General features: G+C 53.6%; 11 protein-coding genes. All 11 read right to left on the minus strand.

Features of this window, described 5'->3' with window-relative positions; translation table 11 throughout:
* Positions 1-34 precede the first annotated feature (34 nt).
* Positions 35-760 carry a hypothetical protein gene (locus tag DFP94_RS14540; RefSeq protein ID WP_114497200.1) on the minus strand — a complete coding sequence of 242 codons (726 nt, stop codon included), beginning with the start codon at positions 758-760 and terminating at the stop codon, positions 35-37.
* On the minus strand, positions 761-1,402 hold the full coding sequence (locus DFP94_RS14545; RefSeq protein ID WP_114497201.1) for a YhbD family protein: 642 nt from the start codon (positions 1,400-1,402) through the stop codon (positions 761-763).
* A 161-nt stretch (positions 1,403-1,563) separates the two neighbouring features.
* The gene (locus DFP94_RS14550; protein ID WP_114497202.1) at positions 1,564-3,561 is read right to left on the minus strand and encodes a methyl-accepting chemotaxis protein; all 1,998 of its coding nucleotides are present in this window, start codon (positions 3,559-3,561) and stop codon (positions 1,564-1,566) included.
* A 269-nt stretch (positions 3,562-3,830) separates the two neighbouring features.
* Entirely contained in the window at positions 3,831-5,246 is a 1,416-nt protein-coding gene (gene argH, locus DFP94_RS14555) for an argininosuccinate lyase (RefSeq protein WP_114497203.1), read from the minus strand.
* Positions 5,247-5,379: 133 nt separating this feature from the next.
* Positions 5,380-6,615, minus strand: coding sequence for an argininosuccinate synthase (locus tag DFP94_RS14560; RefSeq protein WP_114497204.1), 1,236 nt, complete (start codon positions 6,613-6,615; stop codon positions 5,380-5,382).
* Positions 6,616-6,663: 48 nt separating this feature from the next.
* Entirely contained in the window at positions 6,664-7,629 is a 966-nt protein-coding gene (gene argF, locus DFP94_RS14565; RefSeq protein WP_114497205.1) for an ornithine carbamoyltransferase, read from the minus strand.
* Positions 7,626-8,945, minus strand: coding sequence for an acetylornithine transaminase (locus DFP94_RS14570; protein WP_114497206.1), 1,320 nt, complete (start codon positions 8,943-8,945; stop codon positions 7,626-7,628). Before DFP94_RS14570 ends, argF begins: the two co-directional genes overlap by 4 nt.
* 167 nt (positions 8,946-9,112) lie before the next feature.
* The gene (gene argB / locus DFP94_RS14575) at positions 9,113-9,958 is read right to left on the minus strand and encodes an acetylglutamate kinase (protein WP_114497207.1); all 846 of its coding nucleotides are present in this window, start codon (positions 9,956-9,958) and stop codon (positions 9,113-9,115) included.
* A 71-nt stretch (positions 9,959-10,029) separates the two neighbouring features.
* Complete coding sequence (gene argJ / locus DFP94_RS14580; protein WP_114497208.1) at positions 10,030-11,265, minus strand: bifunctional glutamate N-acetyltransferase/amino-acid acetyltransferase ArgJ; 1,236 nt, start codon at positions 11,263-11,265, stop codon at positions 10,030-10,032.
* A gap of 71 nt (positions 11,266-11,336) precedes the next feature.
* Positions 11,337-12,389, minus strand: coding sequence for an N-acetyl-gamma-glutamyl-phosphate reductase (argC, locus tag DFP94_RS14585; RefSeq protein ID WP_114497209.1), 1,053 nt, complete (start codon positions 12,387-12,389; stop codon positions 11,337-11,339).
* Between the two features lie 687 nt (positions 12,390-13,076).
* Entirely contained in the window at positions 13,077-13,961 is an 885-nt protein-coding gene (locus DFP94_RS14590; protein ID WP_245954840.1) for a YitT family protein, read from the minus strand.
* Between the last annotated feature and the right edge of the window lie 167 nt (positions 13,962-14,128).

Below are 14,128 nucleotides of genomic sequence, written 5' to 3' on the forward strand. Positions count from 1 at the left end.
ATTCATGAATTTTCACCTCCTGTATATTCCCTATCTATACTTGCTCGGCACTGCCGATAGCCGCTTTGGGATGGGCCTCGAAACGGTCTTTATACTCCACGCGTCCAATTTCGCATCCCGGCCCGATCCGGACTGAATTGCCCCGCACGATTTCCGCTTTCGTTTCCTCCAGTTCAATGTTGTCTCCCTCGATCACATCTGCAGTCAAGCCGACCGCCAAAGAAGAGGAAAACAAAGCTAACAAGTTTCTTGTGCCTGGTTTTTTGCTAACCCGGATGACTTCCCCGCCGATTTCTCTGGCCTGGCAGGCTGCGGCCATGAAGATGTCCACAGTTCCCGCATTTAGCATGCCGCCGATTTGGAAACCGCCGTGGACTTTAAACGTCTCGAATTCCGCGTTACCTCCCAGTTTCAGGCCTCCGTCAAGCTCCAAGCCCTCACCGGACGCATTTCCGGCCAGCGTCAGCATGCCATGAATATCCACTTGCTCCACCCGCAAATCTGCAGCGGTTTTTAACATACCGTCCACCCGGAGCAGCTCTCCGCTGATGCTCCCCTCCGCCGATCCATTTCCGTTCATCCGGATTCGCCCTGCTTGTATCGAGCCTTTCAATTTTAAAGTCCCGTTCGAGGTCAGTGAATTGCATACGATGTCCCCGTTCAGCGTGGCGATCCCGTCCGTATTGATCTTCCCATAGGTACCGCCGGCAGCCTTTCCCAATCCGTTGATTCTTAGGTTCTTTGCCTCTTGTTCCCTCACTTAACCTTCACTCCCGCCCATCCATAATTTCAATTCTTCCGTACATTGAGCCATGGACAATTTGACCACGGTCCGGACCTCGCTATCCATATAAATCTCCCCGTTGCCCGGCACGAGCATAAAAGCGACAACGCCCATCTTTCTGGTCAGCATTACGCCGCATTCTCTTCCTGTTCGTTCCGGAAAATGCGCCTCCAAGGTCCGAACCAGTAGCCGGCCTTCCTCTAGCGAAATATCCCCGCTTCGCAGCATTTTGTCCAGCACGTAGATAATCAGCATTTTTTCAAAACTGAATTCCGGTTGAGCCGGAGCTCCGGCGGATTCAATGTATAAATTCAACGAAATTGTTGTAACAATGTTTCGTTCCAAAATTTCTCCAACGCTCAAACTCACTTCTCCGGGGCTCGGAGAGAACACATCCGCCAGCGCATCCAGCGACAAATCATCCTTCATGTTCAAAATACGGTCGATTCGTTGCAATATTTTCTCGCGAGGAAAGAAGGTTTCCTGCCCCGTGAAGGATGATTTACGGATAAACCATTGCTCGGGGATGAGGTTTTTCCGCTTCCAACGGTATAACTGTCCGTAAGAAATCCCCGTCATATCCAGCAATTCTTTTTTTGAGATCAAATCCTCGTTCATTTTGATCTGCTCCTTTCTTGCATTATCAATGTAACATAACATTGTTACGCTGTAAATATTATTGAATCCTTCCTCGCCTTTGCGAAAAAAATGTGCCGGCCGCGTACCTCTGAAAGATACGCGACCGGCACGGCCATAACTTCATCTTTTGTAACAACGCTTTACAACTTAAAGTGATCGATCTTTCCGTGCATTTCTGCGGCCATGCGGGCCAGTCCATCCGACGCGGAAGAGATTTCCTCCATGGAAGCAAGTTGCTCCTGCGTCGCCGCGGTTACGCTCTGGAAAGAATCCAGACTATGTGAAGAGGTTTTGGCGATTTGCGCCACCGAATCTGCGATTTCATCCGCACTCGCCGACATCTGCTCGGTGATCGCCGATACCTCGTGAATCTGCTCCGCAATCCGTTTCGTGGAGCTTTCGATTTCACGGAAAGCACTCTGGGCCTCTTCCGTAACGGAGATGCCGCGTTCCACGCTCTCGGTAACCTCCCGGTTCATGACCTCGTGCACTTTTCCCGTCATTTCGACCATTCGGGCAATACTCTGTTGAATGCCCTCCGCCGTAGTTCGGGACTGCTCGGCCAGTTTCCGGACCTCCCCGGCAACGACCGAGAACCCTCGGCCTTCCTCGCCTGCCCGAGCCGCTTCGATCGCCGCGTTCAGTGCCAAAAGGTTGGTCTGTACCGCAATGTCCGAGATCGCACTGCTCATGCCCGAGACCTGGGCGCTGAGATCATTCATTTGATGCATCAGTTCCGCGGATTCCTGCGTAGAGCGGCGAATCTCCTCCATTTGCCGACCGACGAGCACAACCTTCTCGCTGCCGAAACGCACATCATGTTCCGTCTGTTGCGAGGATTCCACAATCGTTCCGGATGCCTCGGCGATTTTGCGGATGCCCGTCGACATCTCTTCCATCGTCTTGGCGCTTTCCGCGGATACGGACGCCTGAATCTCCGCGCCTGCCGAGGTCTCCTGCACCAATCCGACTACATGTTCAACCGTTCGGGCGTTCTGCTCGGTTCCGGCCGTCAGTTCTTCGCTCGAAGCGGCAAGCTGACTGGAAATTTCGGAGATGTCTTGGACCATAACGCGAATAGAACCCACCATCTCATTATAACTTTGAGCCAGTTGACCGATTTCATCGCTCCGAGTGGTAATTACTTCTTCGTTCAAATAGCCTTCGCCCACGCGTTTCGCGGATCGGTTCAATTGCTCAATCGGACGAGTCACGCTGCGGATGACCAGGAACAGGACAATGCCCGCGACAACAAGGGAAACGCATAGTACGATTAAAGCCGTCCAAAAAATAGGCATCGAGGCTTTAGTGAATTCATTTGTTTGCAGCACGCCGACGATTTTGAATCCGGTCAAATCGTTGGTCGTAAAATAAACGCTCTGCGGTTGGCCGGTGTCCGGGTTATCGTAATTCAAGAATCCCGATTCCTCGCCCTGGATCTTGACCAGATGGTCTCCGACCCCCTCCGCTCCGACCGCCTGCGTCGGGTGGGAAGTGAAATGGTTGGTCCGGTCCAGCAAGTAAATGTAACCTTTGGCACCGAGGCTGATCTTTTTAACCATTTCGTTTAGATTGGCCAAATCCAGAGATACCGTGATCGCCCCTTGGCCGTCGGGCAGCGCCCGGCTGATGAACAAATTGTAGTTCCCCGTCGTAGCCGATTTGAACGGATCCAGAATGACCGTCTGGTCGGGTTTGGCTAACGCCGCCTTGTACCAGTCCCTTTCTCTCGGATCGTAATCCTGATTGCCGGGATCAGGCGCCTTCATCCAAGCGCCATTTTGATTCCCTACCGTAATAAGCTCCAGTTCGGGATGCTTTTCGACAAACAGCTCAAGCAGCTTCCTGAGTTCCTGGGATTTGGCGTCAATTTGCTTCGCTTCAATTTCCATAACCAGTTGTTCCACATTTCGGACTTCCGCTTCTACGATATGATTCAGCGAGTCGTTCAGCAGATTAACGCTCGAACGCGTACTGTCATTCATTTTGTCGCGAAGCTGGCCGCTGGCGCTGGTCAGGCTGGAAAACGCGATGACGACATTCGGAATGATCAGCATGATGGCAAACAAAGATATCAAGCGATTGCGAAGCGTTCTGATTTCTAGCAGTCTTCTCACGCGGGCAAAAAAAGTTTTCATTGATATATCTCCCCTTTGCAAATGTGCTATGTATGTTTTGTGTCTGATCCAAGATGGAATGTGCGACTACAAAATTATAATCATTTCAAGGAATGATCTAACTTATATTTCGACATAATGCGACGATTTTTTTATAATTTTCTGAAAGTTATATGAAATTGATTTGAATTTCAGAATATTTTTCCAATTGAAGCAGCTTTTCGGACAAAAAAACAGCCTTACGTCAATTAACGAAAGGCTGTTTCAAGGACCAACAGGGATCCGGCGGACTATTTACTTTTTTCCGTATATTCCTGTACCCATTCCGCTACGGTTCCGAGCTTGGCTTCCGCCCTGGAGATCGCCGCGGCCACTTGCCCGGAAGCCGTTCCCCCGTAAACATTACGGGCGTTCACTACCGTTTCCGGCTGAAGCACGTTATAGATGCTCTCATCGAACAGCGGAGAGAATTGCTTGAATTCATCCAGAGTGAGATCCAGCAGAAACTTGCCGTTCTGGATGCAGTATAGCACCGTTTTGCCGATCACTTCATGCGCCTGACGGAAAGGCAGTCCTTTGTTCGCCAGGAAGTCGGCAATGTCGGTCGCATTGGAGAAGTCTTTGTTCACCGCTTCGCGCATACGTCCGCTGTTCACTTTCATCGTGGCGATCATCGGCGCAAACAGCTGCAGCGCCCCTCGAAGCGTCTCCACCGTGTCGAACATACCTTCCTTGTCTTCCTGCATATCCTTGTTATAAGCCAGCGGCAGCGACTTCAGCACGGTAAGCAAGCCCATCAGGTTGCCGTACACACGGCCGGTTTTGCCCCGGACCAATTCCGGCACGTCCGGGTTTTTCTTCTGCGGCATAATGCTGCTGCCCGTGCAAAAGGCGTCGTCAAGCTCGACGAACCGGAACTCGGTGCTGCTCCACAGGACCAGCTCTTCGCTGAGACGCGACAGATGCATCATCAGGATCGAGGCGTCGGCCAGAAACTCGATGATGAAATCGCGATCACTCACCGCGTCCAGGCTGTTTTCGTAAACTCCGTCAAAATGAAGCTGCTCCGCCACGAAATGGCGGTCGATCGGAAACGTAGTACCCGCTAGCGCCCCAGCGCCGAGAGGAAGCACATTGATGCGTTTGTAGCTGTCCTGCAGGCGTTCGATATCGCGCTGGAACATTGAGACGTAAGCCATCAAGTGATGGGCAAACAAAATCGGCTGCGCCCGCTGCAGATGCGTATAACCCGGAACGATCGTCTCCCGGTTGTCTTTGGCCTGTCCGATCAGCGCTTCCTGGAGATCCTGAAGCAAGCCCACGAACTCTACAACCCGCTTGCGCAGATACAGGTGCATATCCGTCGCCACCTGGTCGTTCCGGCTGCGCCCGGTATGAAGCTTCCCGCCTACGGAACCGACTTCATCGATCAGCTGCTTCTCGATATTCATGTGAATATCCTCGTCCGACACAGAGTATTCCAGTTCGCCCCGGTTGATTTTGTTCAGCACGGTATGCAGCCCGTCCTTGATTTTCTCGACATCCTCTTCCGGGAGAATGCCGCATTTGCCCAGCATCGTCACATGCGCAAGGCTGCCCTGTACATCCTCTTCCGCCAGTGCCTTGTCAAAACCGATCGATGCGGTATACTGCTCCACCAACCGGTTCGTCTGTTTCGTAAAACGTCCGCCCCACAGCTTGCTCACTTGATCCACTCCTTATCTGAATCAAACCGCAGGCCGTTTCCCGGCGACAGGGCATTATCCTGCTAACGGGAAACGGCCGACGGTCCGTTATCCTTATACTTATCCAAAACTTGTCATGTTGTTCATTAAAGACCTAGTTATTGCTTTGTTGCACGCCCGAACCCACTTTCAGGCGCAGCGCATTCAGGCGAATGAAGCCCGTAGCGTCTCCCTGATCGTAAGCTTGCGTCGGATCGGCTTCCATCGTCGCAATATCCGGATTGTACAAGCTAACCGGGCTCTTCACGCCCGCTGCGATGATATTGCCTTTATACAGCTTCACGCGAACCGTTCCCGTTACGTTATTCTGGCTCTCAGTCACAAGCGCCTGCAAGGCGAGGCGTTCCGGTGCGAACCAGAATCCGTTATACACCAGCGTGCTGTAACGGGTAATCAGGCTGTCGCGAAGATTCATCACTTCGCGGTCCATCGTCAGCGACTCCATTTTGCGGTGGGCCGTAAACAGGATTGTTCCGCCCGGCGTCTCGTAGACGCCCCGGCTCTTCATGCCGACGAAACGGTTCTCGACCATGTCGACGCGGCCGATCCCATGCTTGCCGCCCAGCTCGTTCAGCTTCTCCATTACGCGCAGCGGGTCCAACTGCTCGCCGTTCAGCGCCACGCAGTCCCCTTGCTCAAAGGTCAGTTCCAAATATTCGGGCTGATCCGGAGCATCCTCCGGCGAAGCGCTGAGGAGGAACATGCCTTTGTTTTCCGGTGCCGAAGCGTCGAACCAAGGGTCTTCCAGCACACCGCTTTCATAGCTGATATGGAGCAGATTGCGGTCCATGGAGTACGGTTTCGCCGCCGAGGCGGTAACCGGAATGCCGTTCGCTTCCGCGTAAGCGATCATTTCGGCGCGACCCGGGAAGCGGTCGCGGAACTCGCTCAAACGCCAAGGAGCGATCACGGAGATTTCCGGCGCAAGCGCAGCCGCCGCCAATTCGAAGCGCACTTGGTCGTTGCCTTTGCCGGTGGCGCCATGGGCGATCGCCGTCGCGCCTTCGGCACGGGCAATATCAACCATGCGCTTCGCGATCAATGGACGGGCGATACTCGTGCCGAGCAAATACTGCCCTTCGTACAGAGCGCCCGACTGGAACATCGGAAAGATGAAATCCTTGGCGAATTCTTCGCGCAAGTCGTCGATGTACACCTTGGAGGCGCCGGTCGCCAGCGCTTTTTCCTCCAGCCCGTCTAATTCTTCCTTCTGGCCGATATCCGCCGTGAAGGCGATAATTTCGGCGTCATAAGTCTCTTTAAGCCACTTCAGAATGACCGACGTATCCAGACCGCCCGAATACGCCAGTACGATTTTTTCCTTTGCCATAATTGTGAATCCTCCTAAAAATGGGGTTTGAGCCACAGCCGGCTCCCGTTAATTTCCTATCAAAGCCGCCATTAGCGCTTTCTGCGCATGCAGCCGGTTTTCCGCCTGGTCAAAAATGATAGAATGCTTGCCGTCAATGACGCCTTTGCTGACTTCTTCCCCGCGGTGAGCCGGCAGACAGTGCATAAACAAGTAATCCGGCTTGGCAAGCTTCGCCAGATCCTCATTGACTTGATAGGAAGCAAACGCGACTTCGCGCGCCTTTTGTTCTTCTTCAAAGCCCATGCTCGCCCATACGTCCGTGTAGATGACGCCGGCGTCCTTCACCGCGTCTTGAGGATCGCGGACCACTTCTATGATTGCTCCGGTTGCCTTGGCGATTTCCTGTGCGCTTGCGACCACTTGCGGATCGGGCTCATATCCCTCCGGACTCGCCACCGACACATGAACGCCGAGCTTCGCCCCGCCGATCATGAGGGAGTGTGCCATATTGTTGCCATCCCCAATATAAGCCAGCTTCAACCCTTTCAGAACGCCTTTGTGCTCGTAGATCGTCTGGAAATCGGCTAACACCTGGCAAGGGTGTGCCAGATCGCTCAGACCGTTGATGACCGGAACGGTCGCATATTGGGCCAGATCAACGACTTTGTCATGCCCGAACGTACGGATCATGATTCCATCGAGATAACGGGACATAACGCCCGCGGTATCGGCAATCGTCTCGCCGCGGCCCAACTGGATGTCGTTCTTGCTCAGGAACAGCGCATGCCCGCCAAGCTGGTACGTGCCGACTTCAAATGATACGCGGGTCCGTGTGGACGATTTTTCAAAAATCAATCCGATCGTTTTCCCTTTGAGCGGCTGGTATACTTCTCCGTTTTTTTGCTTGGCTTTGATCTCGATCGCCAAATCGATCAAATATTCAATCTCTTCCGAGGTGTAATCGTCCATCTCCAGAAAATCACGGCCGCTGAGATTGAAGCCGGTATGTTTGGTTTGCTCGGTCAGGCTCATAAATTATTATCCTCCTTCACGGTGTGGGCTGCAATCAAAGCGGCGAGCGTATCGACGGCCTGATCGACCTCTTCGCGTGAAACCTTGAGATTCGGCAGAAGCCGTATCACGTTCGGCCCGGCCGTCACGAACAGCAATTTGTTCTTTTGCCCAGCCGTCACCAGGTCTCCGACCGGTCCCGCACATTCGATGCCGATCAGCAGGCCGAGGCCGCGAATTTCCTTAACGAATGAATCATCCGCAAGCTTCTTGCGCAGTTGCTCCTTCAAGTAGCTGCTCATCTCCGCAGCCCGCTCCGGTATATGTTCCTCTTTCATCGTTTCAATCGTCGCAACGACCGCGGCAGCCGAAACCGGATTCCCGCCGAACGTCGATGCATGCGTTCCTGGCGTAAACGCCTCGCGCAGGTAATCTTTCGCCAGCATGGCTCCCGCAGGCAGGCCGCTGGCGATTCCTTTAGCGGCGGTGAAAATATCCGGCTCAATGCCGTACTGCTGATGGGCGAACCAGGAGCCGGTCCGGCCCATGCCGGTCTGCACTTCGTCGATGATCAGCAACAGCCCTTCTTCCTTGCAGAGCGCTGCAAGCTCACGCACAAATCCCCGATCTACCGGATGCACGCCGCCTTCGGCTTGAACCATCTCCAGCATCACCGCCGCCGTGTTAGGACCGATCGCCGTCTTTAGCGCGTCCATATCATGCAGCGGTACCGTCACGAATCCGGTAGGCAGCGGAAGGAAACCTTCTTTGACCTTTTGCTGTCCTGTCGCGGTTAATGTTGCCAACGTGCGCCCGTGAAATGACTGCTCGAACGTAATCACTTCATACCGGTCCGTGCCCTTCACCTTCTGATGATAGCGGCGCGCCAGCTTGATGGCCGCTTCGTTCGCTTCCGCCCCGCTGTTACAGAAAAAAACGGCATCCGCACAGCTGATCTCGGTCAGCAGACGGGCAGCCTTTTCCTGCTGCGGAATTTGGAACAGGTTCGAGACATGCCAAAGCTCATCCAATTGGGCTTTGACCTTCTCTTTCACTTTTTCCGGGGCGTGACCCAGGCTGGTTACAGCCAGACCGCTCATAAAGTCGAGATACCGGTTACCCTGATCATCCCAAACCCAGCTTCCATGGCCTTTGACCAGGCTAAGCGGATAGCGCGAATATGTAGCGAGCAGAGCACTTTGCCCGGCCGCGTTCCCTACTGACGGAGCTACAGCTCCTGGTGTCCCTGCTCCGGTCCCTTTTCCGTCGCGTGTATCAGTTCCCTCATTGGCTGCCCCGGCAGCCGCCTTTTTGTCCTGGATATCGCTTTGCGCCATCCCTATCACTCCTATCGTTTATATTCTCATTCTTCTATTTGCGAAAGTCCCTAATGGATTTTTCCAATGACTTATGCCTCTACTCCAGGGAAAATGGCCCTTAGTAAACTATCTCAATGGATAGATCCAACGTCTTCTTTACTATAACGCATTAAAGGAATTACGGGCTACTGCATGCGTACGATTTTTGTCCCGATTTCTTCTCCTGCCAGCACCTTGCCCAATACGCCCGGCTCGCTACCGTTCACAATGACGACCTCGTTGACTTTGCCGTTAATACATGCAACCGCTGCACGCACCTTCGGGATCATTCCGCCGTAGATTTCACCGGTCTGGATCATGTCTTCGATTTGCTGTACGGTCACGGTGCGGAGCACTTTTTTCTCCCCGTTAACCGTCTTCAAAATGCCCGGCACATCCGTAACCACGATCATCTGCTGGACGCCCAGCACCGAAGCCACTGCCCCGGCCGCCGTGTCTGCGTTAATATTGTAACGTTGTCCGTCCGCACCGATCCCGACCGGCGCGATGACAGGCATGAAGCCGAGCTTCACCACACCCTCGATCAGAGCCGCATTGACGCCGGTCACCTCACCAACAAACCCTACCTCGGCTGTGTTTAACACCGGTTTGGCCTGGATCAGATTGCCGTCTACCCCCGACAAGCCCACCGCTTTGCCGCCAGACTGTCCGATCCGGCGTACGATCTTCTTGTTGATGCTGCCGGCGAGCACCATTTCAACCACATCCAGCACCTCTTCTGATGTATAGCGCAGACCGTTCACAAAATGAGTTTCGATCCCCAATTTGCCCAAATTGTCGGATATGGCCGGGCCGCCGCCGTGTACGATCACGGGTTGGGTTCCGTTTTCCTGCAGATCGGCCAAATCCTTATAAAAAGAATCCGGCAATTGTTCCAAGGTACTTCCTCCGCATTTCATCACAAACGTCCGCTTGGCGCCGAAGCCCAAACCCGCGGCGGACAATTGGCCGCCTTCCAATACGATTCTCATTGTAACGCTCCTCTCGCCTATCAAATATGTGTGCTTAACGCCATGAATCAATCATCACCAAAAAAAATATATCAAGTGCGGTACGCCGCATTAATTCTTACGTAATCGTAGGTTAAATCACAGCCCCAGGCCGTCGCGCTTCCCTTGCCGTTATGCAGGGCGACATGGATGGCTACCGTGTCGCCCTGCAGGTAGACGAGGGCTTCTTCCTCGTCGAAAGGAATCGGCCGGGACCCGGTCAGGACTACGATATCGCCAAGGGAGATATCGACGGTTTCCGGGTTCACCGGCTCCCCGGCGCGGCCGACCGCCGCGATGATGCGGCCCCAGTTGGCGTCGGCCCCGAAAACGGCCGACTTCACCAGGCTGGAGCCGATCACCGTCTTGGCGATCGCGCGGGCCGATTCATCGGTGACGGCGCCTTCCACCGTCACCTCAACCAGGCGCGTGGCGCCTTCGCCGTCGCGGGCAATCGCCTGCGCGAGGTTCTCACACACGTGCCGGAACGCGGCCGCGAAGGCCTCCCAGTCGGGATGGCCCGGCGCCAACGGCCGGTTCTCCGCGAGGCCGCTAGCCATCGCGACCAGCATGTCGTTTGTACTCGTATCGCCGTCGACCGTGATCATGTTAAAGGTCACGTCGGTCGTGGCGCCGAGCAACTGCTGCAGAGCCTGTGGCTCCACGGCCGCATCCGTCGTCATAAAAGCGAGCATCGTCGCCATGTTCGGATGAATCATGCCGGAGCCCTTGGCGGCGCCGGCAATCAATACTTCGCGGCCGTCCACCGCGAGCCGGACGCAGACCTCTTTCTTCACAAGGTCGGTCGTCAGGATCGCCTGGCAGAACTGCTCCGCCCCGTCGTTACCTTCCGCCAACACCGCCGGCAGCCCGGCGATCCCGCCGGCAACGCGGTCCATCGGCAGCAGTTCGCCGATGACGCCGGTGGAGGCGACGGCAACTTCGTGCTCACCGAGCCCGAAGGCTTTCGCCGCCGCGGCCCGCATGGCGTAAGCATCGGCTTCACCCTGCTGCCCGGTACAGGCGTTGGCGTTGCCGCTGTTGACGACGATCGCCCGCAGCTTCCGTCCGCTCGACGCGATGCTCTCGCGCGTCACTTTAAGCGGAGCTGCCTGGAACACGTTCGTCGTGTAAACGGCCGCCGCCACCGCAGGCACCTCGCACACGATCGCGCCGAGATCGTTGCGATTCGTTTTTTTCAAACCGCAGTGCAGTCCTCCTGCTTGAAATCCCTTCGGCGAAGTAATGGAGCCCTCCGGCGCCACGCTAAACAAACTAACCACTCCCATGACCTTCTCCTTTCATTTCAACAAGCAAGTCTCCTAATTTCAAAAGCTCATGATTTCTCTAAAGCGATTTATTATGGATAAACCGGACTTAATCGGAGCCCGGTTGTTTCGTCCCAGCCCATCATCAAATTCAAATTTTGGATCGCCTGCCCGGCGGCTCCTTTTACTACGTTGTCAATGACGGAAATGATCGTCAGTCTCCCGGTCCGGCTGTCAACGGCAAAACCGATATCGCAATAGTTCGATCCGAATACTTCTTTCGTCGCCGGCCATTTCCCGGCTTCGCGGATGCGAACGAACGGCCTCCCCTCATAGTATTGCCGATATAATTCCACCAGGTCCTCTTCCGTATGGATCCCGTTTAATCCGGCATACATCGTGCTCATGATTCCCCTTGTCATCGGTGTGAGATGCGTCGTAAACGTGACGGTTACGGGCTCCCCCGTAATTAGCGAAAGGCACTGTTCGACTTCCGGAATATGCTGATGTTTGTTGACTTTATATACTTTCAAATTTTCATTTATTTCCCCGTAGTGGGTCATCAGGCTTGTGCCCCGCCCTGCCCCGGAAACGCCCGATTTGGCGTCAATAATAATGGTTTTGGGATCGATCCATCCTGCGCTTAGCACCGGAATCAGACCAAGGAGCGTTGCGGTCGGATAACAGCCGGGATTCGAAATGAAGTCCGCTCCTTTTGCGGCATCTCCATTAATTTCGGCCAACCCGTAAACCGCCTTTTCCAAAAGCTCTGCATCCGGAGCTTCATGCTTATACCAAGCTTCATAGACCGATCCGTCCCTGAGCCGAAAATCTCCAGAGAGGTCGATGACCTTAAGTCCAACCACCAGCAGTTCGGGTACCAGCTTGCCGCTGATACCGGATGGCGTAGCCGTAAACACGACATCCGCTTTTTCCGCAATCGCCTTAGGATCGACGCCTTCCAGGTTTTGCAGAACGATTTCGCTCAGATGCGGAAACCCTTCCGTAATCGGCGCGCCCGCACTGGACGACGAAATGACGGAAACAATCTCCACCTCCGGATGCCCCAATAAAAAACGAATCAGCTCCACCCCTCCATATCCGGTGGAACCGACAATAGCGACTTTTACTTTTTCTCCACTCACCGACTTCCCTCTCTTTCTCCCCTCAAGGCTCTATAATTGCACTCCATACATTCCAATAGTAAGTACGTATTATTATACATTCATATTAATATATATACAACGAATAATTTTCATACTATGTCAGTCTTTTTGATTGTATGCCCATTTAAATTATATGTGCCTACTTTTCCATTCGATCAAATGGTTAGCCTCCGTTGGAAGCTTTTCCCTGGCTGCGTGCGCCTTCAATGGAAAATTTAAAAGTCAAAAGCGGATGAATCATCCGGCTTCGAGGCATTGTCCTCGTACGGTGGAGAAATTGAGGTTTTGTCTTTCAAATAGTGGACACTTTTCTGAAAAAGAGAAGTACTCCCCTGTCCACGCATTCCATATATATAGCACATTTTTTTATACTTTGATCTATATATTGATATTTCCTTATTATGAGCATTATCTTCCTTGTGTCCACTTTTAGGTGGACATTTTGTGGGTCTTTGTCTTTTTGGAAAGTACAAAAGGGCCGTTCCCACAGTCACTCCAAAATGACTAGCAAGAACAGCCCTCGATAAATTACTTTATGTTGTTGGTCCGGTTAGTGCGGGTGGTGCGGGTGGTGCGGTTATTACCGTTAATGCAGTTAATGAGGTTGATGCCACCGATCAGTTCAATCCGTCGGATACACTTGTACCCATAGATATGCTAGTACCCTCAGGTCCGCTTAAATCCTTCGCCTAATACTTCATGGGCGTTCGTTATAATGACAAACGCCGACGGTTCCAAAGTCTGTACGAGCGTTTTGAGCCGGGTTACCTCACTCTGTCCGACGACAACCATCAGTACCGTACGATTGTCTCCCGTATAGCCGCCCTGGGCATTCAGCTTGGTCAGGCCCCGGTCGAGTTCGGACAGGACCGCCTTGGAAATCGCCTCGGTATTATCCGCGATGATATAAGCGACCTTCGTATAGTTGAAGCCAAGCTCAATCGAATCGATGAATTTGCCGGTTATATAGAGACCGATCAGCGCGTACAACGCTTTTTCCGGAGAAAGGATAAAACCGGCAAGCGCGATGACCATGCCGTCCATGAGCACTACGCAAACGGAAAGGCTGAGCCCGCTATACTTTTGGATGATTTGGGCCAGGGTGGAAAGTCCGCCTGTAGAGCCTCTGCCCCGGAACACGATGCCCAGTCCCAGACCGACACCGATCCCGCCGTACAGGGAAGCCAGCAGCGGATCTGTAGTCGGTACGGGAAAATCCTTGCTAAGAAAAACAAATAACGGAAGAACCACCGTTCCGAGCAGGGAACGGATCGCATAGTCCCGCCCAAGCAGCAAAAATCCTGCCACAAACAGCGGGATGTTCAAAGCCCACTGGGTGTATGCCGGCTCTATACGGAACAGGGACTGCGCGATGACGGAAAGGCCGGACACGCCGCCGGAGGCGATATGGTTTGGCACTAAAAATAAGTTAAAAGCCAGCGCTGTAATGAAGGACCCAACGATAATCATCAGCGTGTCCATAGTATGCCGGGCTGGACCGGTAATTGGAATATATTCGTTTAATCTGCGTTTGCGGGTTTTTGGCGGCACCGCTGCCCCTCCTCACTGATTCAAAAAAATTCCTACACCCTGTCAGTGAGCCCGGCATGGGAAGGAGCGAACCGCTTCATCGGAAAGCGAGCGCACCTTCCTATCCGGACTTCCGCGGTGTAGGAATCGGTTCTATCCTGTTAAAGCCAACATGCAAATCACCGCAT

It is taken from the genome of Fontibacillus phaseoli, from assembly GCF_003337355.1.
GTDB lineage: Bacteria > Bacillota > Bacilli > Paenibacillales > Paenibacillaceae > Fontibacillus > Fontibacillus phaseoli.